Source organism: Alcaligenes ammonioxydans, from assembly GCF_019343455.1.
In the GTDB taxonomy this organism is placed as follows: Bacteria; Pseudomonadota; Gammaproteobacteria; order Burkholderiales; family Burkholderiaceae_B; genus Alcaligenes; species Alcaligenes ammonioxydans.
The window spans coordinates 3,364,779-3,380,551 of record NZ_CP049362.1; the positions used below are offsets into that span (position 1 = coordinate 3,364,779).

The following is a 15,773-nucleotide window of genomic DNA, read 5'->3' on the forward strand; positions in this document are numbered from 1 at the left end:
GGCTGAAGTTCGCACCCAAGTAGCACAGCAGACCATCGTTTTATCTCTCGAAACCCAGGGCCAGCGCGGCCCTCGGCGCCGGCAGAGCCGACATCCCATCTTGTTGATCTGCTTGCCGTCCGCAAATACACAAGCGACGGACAATAAAAAGCCCCGATCGAAATCGCCGGCATCTGGAATGACGTCCAGGTCCTGGTGGTTTCGATCGGGGCTTTTCGTACCTACTGTCCAGCTATCTGGCTTTAGTTCGGCTTTTGCGTGCCATCCCAGCGCTCACCGGGTACCTGAATATCAAACAATTCCAGCACCCGCATCACCGTGTGATCGACAATATCGTCAATACTTTTGGGACGCAGATAAAACGCAGGCATAGGCGGAAAAATGATCCCGCCCATTTCTGTCACAGCCGTCATATTACGCAGATGCGCCAGATTAAACGGCGTTTCCCGAACCAGCATCACCAGACGGCGACGCTCTTTCAAGGTGACGTCGGCCGCCCGGGTAATCAGGTTATCGGACAAACCATGCGCCACCGCTGCCAAAGTCCGCATCGAACAGGGCACAACCACCATGCCTGCAGTCGGAAAACTGCCGCTGGCCAAGGTTGCGCCCACATCACGAAAGTTATGCACCTGATCGGCCAGAGACTGGATCTCGTTTTTGTCGATATCCAGCTCGTATTGAATGTTCAGCACCCCAGAGGGAGAGATGACCAAATGGGTTTCCACATCCGGACAGGACTGCAACACTTGCAGCAGGCGCACGGTATAGACGGCCCCCGTGGCCCCGGTCATGCCAATGACCAGGCGTCGCTTGGCTCTCACTCCAGAGCCCCGGCCTCACGCAACATGGTTTCCAGTTCGCCGTTCTCGTACATTTCAGAAACAATGTCCGAGCCACCAACGAACTCGCCCTTGATATACAGCTGAGGGATAGTGGGCCAGTTGGAGAAATCCTTGATGCCCTGACGCACTTCGGCGTCGTCCAGCACGTTAACCACAACCACCTGGCTCAGGCCGACCGCACGCAAAATCTGCACGGTACGGGCGGAAAAACCGCACTGAGGCGCTTGAGCCGTGCCCTTCATAAACAGCACAACAGGGTTTTCCGTTACGGTTTCGCGGATGAAATCTTGAACTTCACTCATGATGTTCTCTTAAGAAAAGAATTAACACTGTCCACCTGTGACGCGCCGGATTCCTGCCAGATCCTCATAGCTGATGACCTGTTTGAACCCCGCCTGCCGCAGCATATTTTGCACATGGTCGGCCTGATCCCAGCCGTGTTCCATGAGAAGACTAGCACCCGGACGTAGATACGGCCCGGCCCCCTGAACTATTGTACGCAAATCCGTCAAGCCGTCTGAGCCATCGGTCAGTGCCTGACGCGGCTCGAACCGCACATCGCCCTGCGCCAGATGTTCGTCATCCACTGCAATGTATGGAGGGTTGGACACGATCAGGTCAAAAGGTTCCTGGCCTGTCACGGCATCGTACCAACTCCCCAGACAAAACTCGACTTTCCCACACAAACGCTGCGCATTTAAGCCCGCCTGCGCCAACACCAGCGTGCTGATATCACTGGCCACCACATGGGCATCGGGACGGGCCAGAGCGAGCGATACGGCAATGGCGCCACTGCCGCAACCCATATCCAAAATGCGAGGAGATGGAATATCACGCACCCGCTCAAGCGCACGTTCAACCAGTATTTCCGTGTCAGGGCGCGGGATCAGTACCGACGGCGACACCAAAAACTCATGCCCCATAAACTCACGGACCCCGACGATATACGCCATGGGTTCACCCGCCAGGCGGCGAGCCTCCAGCGCCTGATAAGCCTGTATTTTTTCCAGCGGCAACTCATCCGTGTCATGCGCGATCAACCAAGAGCGGCTCACCCCCAGCACCTGCGTCCACAACATGTCGCGCTCAAGGCGCGGCAAAGGACTGAGCCGCTGCAAGGCACGCAGCGTACGGGGAATATCGGCAGGCAAGACCAAGGGCGACATGACCGGCTCACCGGGCAGGCTCATGCTCACGCCTGCGCCAGGGCAGCCAGCTGGCCAGCCTGATGTTCGGATAGCAAGGCCTTGATCAGCTCATCCAGGTCGCCGTCCATGATGTAGCCCAACTTGTACAAGGTCAGGTTGATACGGTGATCGGTCATGCGGCCTTGCGGGAAGTTGTAGGTGCGGATGCGCTCGGAGCGATCACCCGTACCGACCAGGCTTTTACGCTCGGCGGCTTCTTTGTCGGATTGCTCGCGCTGCTGCTTGTCTTTCAGACGCGCAGCCAGCACCTGCAAGGCTTTCTCGCGATTGCGGTGTTGGGAGCGGTCATCCTGACACTCCACCACCAGGCCCGTCGGCAAGTGGGTCAGACGCACGGCTGAGTCCGTCTTGTTCACGTGCTGACCACCGGCACCGCTGGCGCGGAAGGTATCCACGCGCAAATCCGCGGGGTTGATGGTGATTTCAGCCAAGCCTTCGGCTTCGGGCAGCACGGCCACCGTACACGTCGAGGTATGAATGCGGCCCTGGGCTTCGGTTTCAGGCACGCGCTGCACACGGTGCGCACCAGATTCGAACTTCAGACGACCATAGACATCTTGGCCTTCAATACGCACGATGACTTCTTTGTAGCCACCCACTTCCGAGTCGCTGGCGGACATGATTTCTGTGCGCCAGCCGCAGTTTTCGGCGTAACGCATGTACATGCGCAACAAATCACCCGCAAACAGGGCGCTTTCATCACCACCGGCACCGGCACGAATTTCAATGAACACGTTGCGGGTATCGTCCGGATCACGAGGCAAAAGCAGAATCTGCAATTCGTCTTCCAGTTGCGCGATGCGCTCTTTACCCAGCTTGTATTCTTCCTCGCCCATTTCTTTCAGCTCGGGGTCGGTCATCATGTCCTGGGCTGCCTGCAAATCACCCTCGGCCGCTTCGTAGCTTTTGAACGCCGTCACAACCGGGTCCAGCTCGGCACGCTCACGCGACAGTTTGCGAAATTCGTCCATATTGCCGGCAATTTCAGGCTCGGCAAGCATGGCATCCACTTCATGCAGACGACGAGCCAATTGCTCAAGCCGACTGCGCATAGAGTCTTTCATAGGGAATAGCCTAAAGGGAAAATCAGAAGGTCTGGGCGCAGTTCAAAGCAATCAGGCTGCACCGCAGAAAAGTCGGTGGACAGAAAGCAGCCTGGACGCTAACGCCGGCGAGTTGTCGATGGCAGCAGGCGAGGCAACAGATTCAGCAGTTGTTCGCGCTCAGCACCTTCGCTGCGCGTCAATTCAGCCATGGGACCATGCATATACTTCTGCGTCAGCCCATGAGCCAGCATTTCGATGACGTCAGCCGGATCGTCGCCACGGGCCAGCATGCGGCGCGCACGCTCCAGCTCGTGCTGACGCACTTTTTCGACCGATTCCTGCACATTCAAAATGGCAGGCACAATCGCACGATTGCTGAGCCAGTGCATATAGTGCTGCACCTGGGTGTCGATAATCGCCTCAGCCTGAACCACCGCGGCCTGTCGGGCATCGGCCCCCCGCTGCACAAAGCGGCCCAGATCATCCACGGTGTACAGGTACACGTCGTCCAGGCGACCCACTTCAGTTTCAATATCGCGGGGCACAGCCAGGTCGACCATGACCACCGGACGGTGACGACGCGAGCGCACGGCCCGCTCCACCATGCCCAAGCCCAAAATGGGCAAGGTACTGGCCGTACAGGATACGACGACATCAAAATCGGCCAAGCGGTCGGGCACATCTGCCAGCTTCATGGTGTTGCCCATAAAGCGCGAAGCCAGGCTTTCCGCACGTTCCTGAGTGCGGTTGGCCACCACGATGCTACAGGGGTTCACCGCCGCAAAGTGCGTGGCGCACAGCTCGATCATTTCGCCTGCACCAATAAACAGCACCTTGGCCTGGCTCAGATCGCCAAACACACGCTCCGCCAAACGCACGGCTGCCGCAGCCATCGATACCGAATGAGCACCAATCGCCGTTTGTGTACGGACTTCCTTAGCCACCGAGAAGGTGCGCTGGAACAATTGATGCAGCAAGGTACCCAGCGAACCAGCCTCGTTGGCGGCCCGCACGGCATCTTTCATCTGCCCCAGAATCTGGGGCTCGCCCAGCACCATGGAATCCAGGCCACTGGCTACGCGAAACGCATGACGCACAGCCTCGTTCTGGTTGTAGCGATACAGGTGCGGGGTGAGTTCGGCAGAACGCAGGCTGTTGAAGTCCGCCATCCACTCAGGAAGACGCTCGGCCACATGGGGTTCGGCCGCACAGTAAATTTCGGTACGATTACAGGTAGACAGAATAGCTGCTTCACGGACCCCGGTGCCAAAAGTGGCACGCAAGGTATCAAGCGCAGGCTTTAACACATCGATCGGAAACGCAACGCGTTCGCGCACGGCAACCGGCGCGGACACATGATTCAGACCGAAGGTTAGAACATCTACAGACATGAGCAGTACAGGCTATAGCCCCGAAAAAGACCGAGACAAGCAGTTTCGCAGACGCAAAACGCATGAAAGATAAGTGATTTTACGCCGCAAGCCGGATTTTTGCCAAAAATGTTACTTGAATTGCCGTTTTGTGATTACAATTGCACTCCTTTATGCAGCCTGCTTTTGCTTGAAAAGGGCCCTCCCCTAGGGGTACGGCACATTTGAAGTTCAAAAGATGCATAAAATTTTTGTTGTACTATGCGCACAAATAAAAAAACGTGGTATAGTTCTATTTTTACCGAGCAGTACACGTTGGCCTGGTAGCTCAGTCGGTAGAGCAGAGGATTGAAAATCCTTGTGTCGGTGGTTCGATTCCGCCCCAGGCCACCAAGAATTCAAGCAAAAGCCCAGTCAAACGACTGGGCTTTTTGTTTTTCCATTCCAGTTGCGCCTGGCTAAATGCCCTGTCTGCGCGGCTTGCTCCTCATTTCTTGGCCCGATACAGCCCACTCTTACAGTTGCTGCTGGGGTAACGGTTGCATTGCCTGCGCTGGATATCCGATCAACGGTAGGAGGCCCGTTCTGCTCCTATCGCCTCAGCCGACGAATTTCCATCTCTTTGGCTCAGTCTGGTACCCTCAGCCGGCAAGACGTCTAAAAAACCAGAGACGTCCGTGCGCAACGTGCTGAGGCTGGCCCGACTCGGGCTCGATTTTTGTGCCGTCCGATGCCAATTCGTACTTAGCCGCGCTGATACTGCAAACAACGGCCCTTATACGATACTTCCTTACCCTCGGGCATCACGATAGGCCGATCCCGCAAACACACTTGCCGCACCAGCTCAAAACCGTGGCGCTGCATTTCCTGGGTAAATTTATTGCGATGCCCCCGATCCGGGTCTACCACCCAGACTTCAGCCTGTGATTTTGCATGCTGATTGACCAACGTGGCCAATTGAGCAGGCGTATTGCCTTCATACAGCAGATCACTGCCCACAATCAGGTCGTAACGCTGCCTGGCGGGAGTCAGGCCCAGGGAGGCCAGCAAATCAGGGCAGGTTTGCTCCCCCCACTGCGCATGGACATACGGCAGGTCGGACAAACCATTAAGAGCCTGATTCAGCTTCAGAAAATGCGGCACCATGGGGTGACAATCGCTGGCGTGAATGTGCGCCCCCCGTTTGTGCATGAGCAAGCTGGTCAAGCCCAGGCCACAGCCCAACTCCAATATCGTTTCCCCTGCCCGGATGGGTCGGTTCTTGAGCTTGCGTGCCAACTGGATGCTGGAAGGCCAGACGAGGCCGAACAAGGGCCAGACCGCAGGCCCTATACCCAGGGCCTGGGCATGGCCCTGCGGGTCGGCATACTGCATATGATCAGCCAAGGAACGAATACGCAAGGATTCTGCGGCCGAGATTCGTATATGCTGGAGACGGGTTTTTAAGGTAGCGGATGAAGATGAGGTAGAGCCATATAAGTCTGACATAGACCGATGATCGTCCATATCCGACAAAAAAGCGAATTTTGCCAGAATTTACCGTGGCTTAAACTATAAATAACCGAATTTACACACAATTTTGCATCACGCCGCCACCAAGGATCACTCTTGTTCAAAGACTTGATTAAAGACCTCAACGACCAATCAATTGTAGAGCCCGACATCTTTTTGGACGTGCCCTTCGTTCCCAGCGACGATCGGGTTATCGACACCATGTTGCAACTGGCCCAGGCAGGACACAAAGACCTGCTGTATGACCTGGGATGCGGGGATGGGCGCATTGTCATTGCCGCTGCCAAAAAATACCACTGTTCTGGCGTCGGCGTGGAGCTGGACCCTTTGCGGATTGCAGACGCGATGGAGCAAGCCGGTCATGCAGGCGTGGAATACCTGGTGGATTTTATTGAAGAGGACCTGTTTACCGTTGACTTCAGCCAGGCCACCATCGTGACGCTTTACCTGATGGACACCATCAATGCCATCCTGCGCCCGCGCCTGTTGCAAGAACTACGCCCAGGCGCCCGCATTGTCTCTCATGCTTTTGACATGGGGGACTGGAAAGCAGACGAAACCTTGCATGTCGGCGGCATCAAAATCTACAAATGGATTGTGCCCGCACAGGTGAGCGGAGAATGGGAATGGGAGGGGTTGGACGGAACCGATTACCGTCTGAAGCTCAAACAGCGCTATCAAGATGTCAGCGGAAAAATCTGGATGAATGGCAAGCCAGCCCGATTGATCGACCTTCATCTGTGCGGTGATTGCCTGAATCTGAGCGTCCAGGCAGACGGCGCCTCGCCTATCATCATCTCTACGCTGTACTTTGGCCATCAGGAACTGCTATCGGTCGAAGAAGAAGGCTGACCTACCCGCCCCCCTACCCTGGCCACGTCCTGGCAGCGCTCACATCTTGTTGACAAAAGGAAACGTCTCTTAACGCCCAATTGTCTCTGCAATGCTAGGCTGATCTAACCCCTGTTTACCCAGCAAAGGAGTCAGCCTTATGCGTTTTTCTTCTCTTAAATCCCGATGCGCAATGGCTCTGGCCACCGTGAGCGCTACCCTTGCTTTATCTGCCCCCTCACTTGCCGATGTCATCATTCCCATGAATCTGGCGACCGAGAGTGGTGCTGGCGAGCAGATTGGTCAGGTAAGCGTACGACAGACCGAACATGGGCTGGTTTTTACGCCAGAGCTAAAGAATCTTAAGCCGGGCGTGCACGGTTTCCACGTGCATGAGAACCCCAGCTGCGCTCCGAGCAACAAAGATGGCAAAGTCACGCCTGCTGGGGCGGCTGGCGGCCATCTGGACCCGGACAAGACCGGCAAGCATGGTTTCCCTTGGGGCAATGGCCACCTGGGTGACCTGCCCGCCCTGTATGTGCAGGCAGACGGCACCGCCAGCACACCGGTTCTGGCACCGCGCCTGAAGTCTCTGGATCAGATCAAAGGTCGATCGCTGATGATCCACGAAGGCGGTGACAACCACTCCGACCATCCTGCTCCCCTCGGTGGTGGCGCCGGACGCTTTGCTTGCGGAGTGATCAAGTAACGGCCTTCATCCCTGTCACTTTTTCAAGGAGATACCATGAACACCACGATTGAGTCTTCCTTTGAACAACTGCAAGAGATGATCAAGGACATTCGCTTTGCGATGTTCGTCACACATGCTGAAAACGGCCAGTTGCACGCCTGGCCCATGACAACCCAAAAGGCAAAAATGGGGTCGAATCAAGAAGACTACGAGCATGACAAGCTCTGGTTCTTCATGTCGCGCAGCAGCGATCCAGTGGCCAACCTTCTGGCCAACCCACATGTGAATGTGAGCTATGCCGATCCCAAAAGTGATACCTATGTATCGGTGTCCGGTATGGCTCGTCTGGTTGACTCCATGAACCAGAAAGAACGTTTCTGGAACACCATGACGGAAGCCTGGTTCAAAGAAGGAATTACCGACCCAGACCTTGCCCTGATCTGCGTACACATTGACAGCGCAGAGTACTGGAGCGTGCGGGAGGGCAAGCTGGCCCAGGCTGGCAAAATGCTCAAAGCCACCCTGATGGGTGAGCGCTTAACCGAGATGGGTGAACACGGTAAAGTCACCCCCCACCGCTAAAGAGACGTCCCACCCGGCCAGCCTTAAGGCCAAAGCACAAAGCCCGGTCATGCACCGGGCTTTGTTTGACAGACGTCTTAAGGACGCTGGTTCCTTGACTGTTTGAGGGGATGAAGTACCAGCCAAAAGGCTGATTGGGTGGATCAAAGGGGGGCGAGCTGCTTGCAGGAGTGGCTGGGCCGCAGCCTGTTGGGCTGCTGAGCAGATGCACAGGGTCGCACATTGGTTTACATGGACTCGTTGGCAGTAGTGTCGATTTGCCCACTATCAGGCCTGTTTGAGCCAACGGGCAAGACGAGTATATAAAGGCCCGGTCAGTACCAGTACGCACACCATCCGCGCCACCTGAAAGGACGTTACCATCGGCGCCCCCAGCTGAAGCACTTTGGCCGTAATCGCCATCTCGGCTATGCCCCCCGGGCTGACACCCAGCACCAGCGTGGGATAGGCAATGTCAGACAAACGATACAAGCCGTAAGCAAAACCGAATGCCAACGCCAGATTAATGAGGTTGCTGACAGCCGCTACCCCCAGGTAGCGAGGAGCACGTCGGAAAAAATCGGGGCCGAACTTATCGCCCAAGGCCCAGCCAATGCACAGTTGCCCCAGATTGGAAATCTGCACCGGCAAGCCCGACAGAACAATGTCCTGATACGTCAGAACGGCCACCACCAGCAGGGGGCCCAGCACCCAGGGGTTGGGAAGACGCAGGATCTGAAAGATCAAGCCTGCCGCACTGCTTAACACCACTAACAGAGCCAGTCCGGGCAGATTCAAAAAATCCGGTCGCAGCACGGCCCCGGCCTGCTCACCCGAAAACCCCAGGGCTTCGAACGCAAAGGGGATGATGAGCACCACCATCAACACCCGCAACCCATGCGCCGAAGCGACCAGATCTGGGCGTGCACCATAACGCTCGGCCAGCCCGGTCATCTCACTGGCTCCGCCTACCGCGCTGGCAAACCAGGCGGTGCGCAAATCCGTACCCGCAAAACGGGTCAGCATGAAGGTCCCTATGCAGCACAAAAGCAAGGCAAATACCATGCCCATCACAATAAACAGGGCATTGCTGCCAATCAGCTGCACCATGGATGGCGTGAAATACAAGCCCAACGAGGCCCCGATCACCCACTGTCCGGCATTGCGCGCCAATGGCAGACACACTGCCGGGCTGCCCGCCATCTTGGTGGCCGCGGTCAGAATCAAGGCACCCAACATCCAGGGCAAGGGCATGCTCAGATATGTCGCCCCCATCGCACCGACCAACGCCACCCCAAAGCCCAGGACAATTCGTATCCAGATCGCCATAACCGAAACAACAAGGCCAGGCCGCAGCCTGGCACTTTCTCCTCATAAACGCCCCACCGCAGGGGTGGGGACTTCCTCATGGTGTTTTCTTATGCCCCTGCTCTGCGTGCAGCGATGCGACGCAGCAGGATCGGACCCACACTAACCAAAAGTGCTGCGATCCACAAGGCGATCGATACCGGGCTCTCGAACAGAATGCCAAGCTGGCCGTCGGTAATGGACAAGGCCCGACGCAAATTCTGTTCCATCATATTGCCCAAGACCACACCCAGCACCATCGGCGCCATAGGCACATTCATTTTGCGCAGGAAATAACCCAGCACCCCAATGCCAACCACCAGCAGTAGATCAAAAGTCGTGCCATTGATGGCATACACGCCGATATAACTGATGGCCAAAATGCCAGGCACCAGCAGGCGCGGTGGAATGGCCAGCATGGACGCAAAGACCCGAACCATGGGCACGTTCATCAGAAACAGCATGACGTTGGCGACCATCAAGGAAGCGATCAGGCCCCAGACTATCTGTGGCTGCGACTCAAACAGTACCGGCCCGGGCGTGATGTTATACAAGGTCAAGGCCCCCATCATGACCGCCGTCGTCCCCGAGCCGGGCACTCCCAAAGTCAGCATGGGAATAAAAGAACCCGTGGCGGCACTGTTGTTGGCCGCTTCCGGCGCAGCCAGACCTCGCATATCACCCTGACCAAACATGGCGTTAGGGTCCCTGCCTTCGATATATTTCTTCTCATTGGCGTAAGCCACCGCAGAGGCCACGCTTGCCCCGGCTCCGGGCAAAATGCCAATGAAAAATCCCATCAGGCCACCGCGCACCGTGCTCCACCAGGTCAGGCCCAGCTCTTTCAGATTAAAGAGCTTGCGCTTGCTTTTAGGCACTTCAATCGACACGCCACCCAGCAGGTTTTCCAGCATCTGCAGCATCTCGGCCACCGCAAACAAACCGATCACGACAACCACAAAATCTATGCCATCGGCCAGATTCGGGATATCGAAACTGTAGCGATACACCCCTGAGTTGGCATCCACGCCCACCGTGGAGATAAACAGCCCCAGCATGGCCGCCAGAATACCCTTGACCGGCTCATCACCCAACAGACTGGTCAGGGCGCAAAAAGCGAACACCATCAGCACAAAGTACTCGGCGGGGCCAAAGGCCACGGCCCAGCCAGCCAGCATCGGGGCCAGCAGCACGATGCCGCAAATAGCAATTGTGGAGCCAATAAAGGAGGCAAATGCCGACAAGGACAAGGCCACACTGGCCATCCCTTTGCGAGCCAAAGGATAACCATCCAGGGTGGTCATGACCGCAGCCGCCTCACCGGGCACGTTGATCAGAATAGAGGTAATCCGCCCACCATACTCGGCCCCCACATAGACGGCCGCCAGCAGAATCAGGGCCGATTCGGGCGGCAATTTCATCGCAAAAGCAATGGGCACCAACATGGCCACGCCATTGATAGGCCCCAGGCCTGGCAAGACGCCGACAATGGTACCGATAAAGGCGCCGATCGCCGCCACCAGCAGATTCTGCGCGGAAAAGGCGACGCCAAAACCGACACTCAAATATTCCAATATCGAGCTCATAACCACGCTCCCAGAATGCCATGTGGCAGGACCACGTCCAGGCCCAGGTCAAACAAGACGAACAGCCCCCCTCCCATCGCCAGCCCCCCGATCAGGGCCTGCTTCCAGGAGCCGCCAAACAAACGCCCCACCAAGGTGGCCATCATCGTGGTGGCGACAATAAAGCCCAACCACTGAAACAGCCAGGCATAGGCAGCCAGATAGGCCACCATCATCAAAATGCGCCCGTTCGCGCCGGGCGGATTGGCGGCAACTTGCCCACCGCCCTTGAGAATCAGGCGCAATCCGCACAGGGCGATGATCAGGGCCAGCAACAACGGAAAGGCCTTGGGCCCAACGGGTTCGTACGAAAAGGGGGGCTCTAGGTCATAGCCAAAAGCGGTGATGAGGGCGGCAAACACCAGCGCGCCCACGCCAAGCACGCGATCATTTAGCGTCATGATGGAATTCTCCGGATTTTCCCGCCGGAAGCGGCGGGGCAGACAGTGGGCTCCCGACGCGCAGCGGCCGGGAGCGCCGTAAAGACTTACTTCTTGATCAAACCAAACGAGTCCGCCAATTCGCGGTACTGAACCACCTGTTGCTTGACGTAGGTATCCAGTTCCTGGCCACTCATATTGAACGGAAACAGGCCTTGTTGAGTCTGCAGACGCGCAAACTCCGGGGTTTTCATGAGCTTGTCAAAAGCTTGAACCCACCATTGATATTGCTCGTCAGAAACCTTGGGGCCGACGTAAAAGCCACGGATAATCGGCCATTCGATATCAAAGCCCTGCTCTTTGGCGGTAGGGATGCTGGCCATCGCGCCGTCAAGCCGCTTGTCATTGAACACCGCCAGGACCCGGATGGGCGCGCCGCCCTCCAGCATGGTGTGAGCCTCGGCCGCATCGCCCATGTAAGCCTGAATATGGCCGCCACGCAACGCTGTCATGGCCTCACCGCCGCCCTCAAAAGCGACAAAGCGCATTTTGCGGAAATCCACATTGGCTGCTCGCGCCGTCAGCGCGGCTTTCATCCAGTCCTGCCCACCGACCGAGCCACCTGCACCCAGCACAATCTTGCTGGGGTCGGCCTTGAACGCCTCCATCAGCGCCTTCAGATCCTGGTAGGGCGAGTCGTCACGCACAATGGCCACCCCGTAATCACTGCCAATCGATGCCAGCCAGCGCACATCGTCTACGGAATACTTGCCAAATTTGCCCTGCGCCAGATTCAGCAAGGAGCCTCCCGAAAACGCCGCGATTGCATTGCCGTCACCCGGGCGCTGCGCAACGATGTGGTTATAGGCCACCGCCCCTACGCCACCAGGCATGTAAACGGTACGCATGGGGTTGTCCAGCAGCTTGGTTTCCAGAAAACCATTCACAGCTACACGACAGGTCAAATCAAACCCGCCGCCCGGCTGAGCAGGCGCGATGCACTCGGGTTTAGGTGGTTGCTGGGCGCTCACACCGCTCAAGCTGCTCAGGCCCAAAAGGCTGCCTGCCAGCAGCACCCGTAGTTTCATGTGGATAGTCATTGAATCGCCTCCAAGAGGATCGTCGTCGTTGTAATGGTTGCGACCTTACCGGAGCGAAGCTTTCGCCTACCTTTCAGTTCTGCCAAAAAACGATATTTTCAAGGGTATACCCTGAATCAGAGGTTCAAGAGTCCAGGGCATTGAACTCCAGGCGCACGATCAGACCACGCTGGCCCGGCCCTGGCTGAAGGCTCATCCGGGCATCGTGAATCTGGGCAATCGCCTGCACGATGGCCAGCCCCAACCCCGACCCTTGCAAAGCCTTGCCCGCCTCGCCACGACGAAAGCGATGCCCCGCCTTGGCCATATCATCGGCACTCATGCCCGGCCCATCATCCTCGACCTGTATACGGCACACGTTTCCCTCTTGCTGTACCGACACGGTGATGCGAGCACCTTTTGGACAATACTTGATCGCGTTGCTGACCATATTGCTGAGGGCCTGCTGCACCAGCCACGCCTCGCCTGCTACCCGCACCGGTCGGGAAGGCGCTTCCAGCCCCAGGTCCTGACGGCGCGACCGCGCCAGACTCCATAACTCATCGACCACCTGTGCCGCCTGCTGACACAGATCCACGGTTCCCAATGCAGCCCGAACCCGTAGTTGATCCGCCGCATCCCGCACTCGTGATAAGGCCACCATCTGATGCGTCATCTGCGCCGTATTGTTCAAACGCTGCTGGATGGCATCGAGCACCTCTTTCATCTCTGCGGTCTTGGCCAGCGACAAGGCAAAATCCACCTGGGTCAACAAGACCGCCAAAGGCGTTTTCAACTGATGAGAGGCATCATCCAGAAACTGCTGCTGCTCTCGCGACTTGCGGGCATAACGCTCCATATGCAGGTTGATGGTCTGCACCAAGGGCCGTACCTCGCGCGGCAGACTGACGTCACTGATCGGCTCCAGATTGTCGGGAGAGCGGTTCCTGACCTCGGCGCTGAGCTTGCGCAAAGGACGCAAGGCCAGCAAGGTGCCGACCAGAATGAGCACAATAAACAGGCTCAACACGGCCAGATCCTGAATCAGATTCTGAAAAATCACATTGCGAATGAAGGCATCGCGCTCACTGAGATTCTCACCGGCCTGTATCAAAACCCGACTGTGCTGATAGGTCTGCAGTCGCCCGTCCGACTCCAGTGCGACCGCCGCGATTCGCAAGGGTTCGCCCAAATACTGGGCATCATAAAAAACCGGCTGATTACTCTGTAATCGCTTGGCGGGCAACGGCATGCCCGTAAACCCAATCTCCGACAGCCCATCTTCGGTGGCGATCCGAAAATACACCTGGCTGCTGATGGTGTACTCCATGTACTCCATCATGTAGTAGGACTGCTCCATCGCCAAGCCGCCACTGATGGTGGTCACATTGGCCGCCATGGACTTGAGCGCCCCGGCCAGAGCCCGATCAAAGGCCGCGTTCACCTGATCCTTGAGCATCATGCTGGACACGAACAAGGACACGCCCGATGTCAGCAATGCCACGGGGATCAACATGCACAGCAAAGTACGACGCAAGCTGCTCAGGGCCATGGTCGCTCCCGACAGAAAGCCACGTTAGGGCTCCTCATCCGTGACAGGCTCCAGGCAATAACCGACCCCGCGCAAGGTCACGATATGCACATCCGAGTCCTGCAGTTTCTTGCGCAGACGGTGCACCAACACTTCGATAGCCTCGATATTGATTTCATCCTCATCCTTGTCGTTGAGCCGGTCCAAAATGAACTGCTTATTGACTGGCTCTCCGCTGCGCTGCACCAGAATGCGCAACACCTCCGCCTCACGCGGCGACACGGACAAAAGAGCGCCATCCAGCGTGAAGCGCTGTGTGGACAGGTCGTAGGCCAGGCTCGCACAGGCCATACGGGGCTTTTCCTTGCCGCGGCTGCGGCGTATGAGCGCATTGACGCGTGCCATCAGTTCTTCAATCCGGAAAGGCTTGGGCAAAAAATCATCTGCCCCACACTCGAGCGCCCCCACGCGTTCCTGAAGCGAGTCGCGCGCGGTCAAAATCAGGACGGGCGTGCGGTTGTCCTCGGAGCGCAGGCGCGCCAGCAAAGCACGACCATCCATGCCCGGCAACCCCAGGTCCAGTACCAGGGCATCAAATTCCTCGATCCGCAAGCGGTGATAGGCCACCATTCCGTCGTTGGACCATTCAACCGTAAATCCTTTCTTTTGCAAGCTGCGCGTCAGCCACAAGGCCAAATCAGGCTCGTCTTCGATCAGTAAAATACGCATGGCGGAAAGTAAAAAACAAAACAGGACAGCAACAATAATAAGCCGCCAAAGGGCACGGCCCGCGTTTCAATGATCCGCCGGCTCGGTCAACTCCAGCACAAAACGACGCAGCCACCGGCTTTCCTCATCGTGCTCCTTGTTGATATCCCAGATCATGGACACTACAAACGAGGGCACACGCAGTGGCACTGGCGAGACAGCCAGACGGCTATTGCATTCCACGAAGGAGCGGGCGGCATAGTCCGGCATGGTCAACACCAAAGGACTGCCGACAATCGCATTGATCGCCCCCGAAAAGTGGGTAAATGAGGCCTTGACCTTGCGCTGCAGGCGCTCGGCATCAAACAGTTCATCTACAAAACCACGCAGCCCGTCAAAAGACACCCGGCCGTGATGAGCATGAAGGTACTCCTGCTTGCTGATGGGACTGGAGAACTGCACCGAATGGCGATCATAAATGCAGATATAAGAAGCCGAAAACAGGACCTGTGATTTGTGCATGGTGCTCAGGAACTTGGGACTGGAGCAGATGGCCAGATCCGCCCCGTGCTCCTGCATGCTTTGCGGCCACAAATAGCTGTTGGTCTGATAGAAGGAAAAACTGATGGTCCAGCCTTGCTCGTTGGCCGTGCGGATCATGCGTTTGGCCAGCATATTCTCCAGATCATCCGATAAGGCAATGCGAAACACCCGACTGGAACGAGTGGGGTCGAAGTCCTGATCGGAGGTCAGCAGCGTCGAAATGCTTTTCAGGGCTTCGGATATCTGCGGAGCAATCTCCAAGGCGCGATGCGTGGGAGTCATGCCATGCGAGCCCCGCGTGAACAACTCGTCATTAAAGACCACCCGCAACTTGCGCAAGGACGCGCTGACCGCTCCCTGGGTCAGAAACAAGGCATTGGCGGCCTTGGTGACGCTGCGCTCATTCATCAAACACTGAAACACCAGCAACAGGTTCAAATCCATGCGCCTGATATTAGCGATATTAATCGAAGCCATTTTTCTAATTAGTTTGAAT

General features: G+C 56.8%; 16 protein-coding genes and 1 tRNA gene. 4 read left to right on the forward strand and 13 right to left on the reverse strand.

Annotated elements, in window-relative coordinates; translation table 11 throughout:
• Positions 1-242: 242 nt before the first annotated feature.
• The 5 genes from FE795_RS15415 to hemA form a co-directional block, all read right to left on the reverse strand.
• Complete coding sequence (locus FE795_RS15415) at positions 243-824, reverse strand: UbiX family flavin prenyltransferase (RefSeq protein WP_003804987.1); 582 nt, start codon at positions 822-824, stop codon at positions 243-245.
• Positions 821-1,147, reverse strand: coding sequence for a Grx4 family monothiol glutaredoxin (gene grxD / locus FE795_RS15420; RefSeq protein ID WP_003804985.1), 327 nt, complete (start codon positions 1,145-1,147; stop codon positions 821-823). The genes FE795_RS15415 and grxD overlap by 4 nt, the downstream gene beginning before the upstream one ends.
• 21 nt (positions 1,148-1,168) lie before the next feature.
• The gene (gene prmC, locus FE795_RS15425; protein WP_219235225.1) at positions 1,169-2,035 is read right to left on the reverse strand and encodes a peptide chain release factor N(5)-glutamine methyltransferase; all 867 of its coding nucleotides are present in this window, start codon (positions 2,033-2,035) and stop codon (positions 1,169-1,171) included.
• A gap of 2 nt (positions 2,036-2,037) precedes the next feature.
• Positions 2,038-3,117 (reverse strand): peptide chain release factor 1, encoded by a 1,080-nt coding sequence (gene prfA / locus FE795_RS15430; protein WP_003804980.1) that lies wholly within the window; start codon positions 3,115-3,117, stop codon positions 2,038-2,040.
• A 98-nt stretch (positions 3,118-3,215) separates the two neighbouring features.
• Entirely contained in the window at positions 3,216-4,490 is a 1,275-nt protein-coding gene (hemA, locus tag FE795_RS15435) for a glutamyl-tRNA reductase (RefSeq protein ID WP_219235226.1), read from the reverse strand.
• Positions 4,491-4,786: 296 nt separating this feature from the next.
• Here hemA and FE795_RS15440 point away from each other — a divergent pair.
• Positions 4,787-4,862: transfer RNA gene (locus FE795_RS15440), tRNA-Phe, on the forward strand.
• 351 nt (positions 4,863-5,213) lie between these two features.
• On the opposite strand, the gene FE795_RS15445 is transcribed toward FE795_RS15440, so the two are convergent.
• Complete coding sequence (locus FE795_RS15445) at positions 5,214-5,870, reverse strand: class I SAM-dependent methyltransferase (protein ID WP_230406216.1); 657 nt, start codon at positions 5,868-5,870, stop codon at positions 5,214-5,216.
• Positions 5,871-6,077: 207 nt separating this feature from the next.
• Here FE795_RS15445 and FE795_RS15450 point away from each other — a divergent pair, with 207 nt between their 5' ends.
• The 3 genes from FE795_RS15450 (at position 6,078) to FE795_RS15460 (ending at position 8,085) form a co-directional block, all read left to right on the forward strand.
• A complete protein-coding gene (locus tag FE795_RS15450) occupies positions 6,078-6,833 on the forward strand; it encodes a class I SAM-dependent methyltransferase (protein ID WP_219235231.1) in 756 nt (251 codons plus the stop codon).
• A gap of 139 nt (positions 6,834-6,972) precedes the next feature.
• Entirely contained in the window at positions 6,973-7,521 is a 549-nt protein-coding gene (gene sodC, locus FE795_RS15455; protein ID WP_003805039.1) for a superoxide dismutase family protein, read from the forward strand.
• Between the two features lie 36 nt (positions 7,522-7,557).
• The gene (locus FE795_RS15460; protein WP_003805041.1) at positions 7,558-8,085 is read left to right on the forward strand and encodes a pyridoxamine 5'-phosphate oxidase family protein; all 528 of its coding nucleotides are present in this window, start codon (positions 7,558-7,560) and stop codon (positions 8,083-8,085) included.
• 267 nt (positions 8,086-8,352) lie between these two features.
• Here FE795_RS15460 and FE795_RS15465 read toward each other — a convergent pair whose 3' ends face one another.
• The 7 genes from FE795_RS15465 to FE795_RS15495 all read right to left on the reverse strand — a co-directional run bounded on the left by FE795_RS15465 (position 8,353) and on the right by FE795_RS15495 (position 15,721).
• Positions 8,353-9,393 carry an AbrB family transcriptional regulator gene (locus tag FE795_RS15465; protein WP_003805043.1) on the reverse strand — a complete coding sequence of 347 codons (1,041 nt, stop codon included), beginning with the start codon at positions 9,391-9,393 and terminating at the stop codon, positions 8,353-8,355.
• Positions 9,394-9,482: 89 nt separating this feature from the next.
• A complete protein-coding gene (locus tag FE795_RS15470; RefSeq protein WP_003805046.1) occupies positions 9,483-10,997 on the reverse strand; it encodes a tripartite tricarboxylate transporter permease in 1,515 nt (504 codons plus the stop codon).
• Positions 10,994-11,437 carry a tripartite tricarboxylate transporter TctB family protein gene (locus tag FE795_RS15475; RefSeq protein WP_219235234.1) on the reverse strand — a complete coding sequence of 148 codons (444 nt, stop codon included), beginning with the start codon at positions 11,435-11,437 and terminating at the stop codon, positions 10,994-10,996. Before FE795_RS15475 ends, FE795_RS15470 begins: the two co-directional genes overlap by 4 nt.
• A gap of 86 nt (positions 11,438-11,523) precedes the next feature.
• Positions 11,524-12,516, reverse strand: coding sequence for a Bug family tripartite tricarboxylate transporter substrate binding protein (locus FE795_RS15480; protein WP_003805049.1), 993 nt, complete (start codon positions 12,514-12,516; stop codon positions 11,524-11,526).
• A gap of 124 nt (positions 12,517-12,640) precedes the next feature.
• A complete protein-coding gene (locus tag FE795_RS15485) occupies positions 12,641-14,047 on the reverse strand; it encodes a sensor histidine kinase (protein WP_219235235.1) in 1,407 nt (468 codons plus the stop codon).
• Between the two features lie 24 nt (positions 14,048-14,071).
• Positions 14,072-14,755, reverse strand: coding sequence for a response regulator (locus FE795_RS15490; protein ID WP_219235237.1), 684 nt, complete (start codon positions 14,753-14,755; stop codon positions 14,072-14,074).
• 66 nt (positions 14,756-14,821) lie between these two features.
• Entirely contained in the window at positions 14,822-15,721 is a 900-nt protein-coding gene (locus FE795_RS15495; protein WP_003805057.1) for a LysR family transcriptional regulator, read from the reverse strand.
• Positions 15,722-15,773 lie beyond the last annotated feature (52 nt).

Coding starts and splice junctions, on each gene's coding strand:
- FE795_RS15480 (WP_003805049.1), bottom strand. CDS start 12,516: ATGACTATCCACATGAAACTACGGGTGCTGCTGGCAGGCAGCCTTTTG.
- grxD (WP_003804985.1), bottom strand. CDS start 1,147: ATGAGTGAAGTTCAAGATTTCATCCGCGAAACCGTAACGGAAAACCCT.
- prfA (WP_003804980.1), bottom strand. CDS start 3,117: ATGAAAGACTCTATGCGCAGTCGGCTTGAGCAATTGGCTCGTCGTCTG.
- hemA (WP_219235226.1), bottom strand. CDS start 4,490: ATGTCTGTAGATGTTCTAACCTTCGGTCTGAATCATGTGTCCGCGCCG.
- sodC (WP_003805039.1), top strand. CDS start 6,973: ATGCGTTTTTCTTCTCTTAAATCCCGATGCGCAATGGCTCTGGCCACC.
- FE795_RS15490 (WP_219235237.1), bottom strand. CDS start 14,755: ATGCGTATTTTACTGATCGAAGACGAGCCTGATTTGGCCTTGTGGCTG.
- FE795_RS15495 (WP_003805057.1), bottom strand. CDS start 15,721: ATGGATTTGAACCTGTTGCTGGTGTTTCAGTGTTTGATGAATGAGCGC.
- FE795_RS15460 (WP_003805041.1), top strand. CDS start 7,558: ATGAACACCACGATTGAGTCTTCCTTTGAACAACTGCAAGAGATGATC.
- prmC (WP_219235225.1), bottom strand. CDS start 2,035: ATGAGCCTGCCCGGTGAGCCGGTCATGTCGCCCTTGGTCTTGCCTGCC.
- FE795_RS15470 (WP_003805046.1), bottom strand. CDS start 10,997: ATGAGCTCGATATTGGAATATTTGAGTGTCGGTTTTGGCGTCGCCTTT.
- FE795_RS15475 (WP_219235234.1), bottom strand. CDS start 11,437: ATGACGCTAAATGATCGCGTGCTTGGCGTGGGCGCGCTGGTGTTTGCC.
- FE795_RS15465 (WP_003805043.1), bottom strand. CDS start 9,393: ATGGCGATCTGGATACGAATTGTCCTGGGCTTTGGGGTGGCGTTGGTC.
- FE795_RS15485 (WP_219235235.1), bottom strand. CDS start 14,047: ATGGCCCTGAGCAGCTTGCGTCGTACTTTGCTGTGCATGTTGATCCCC.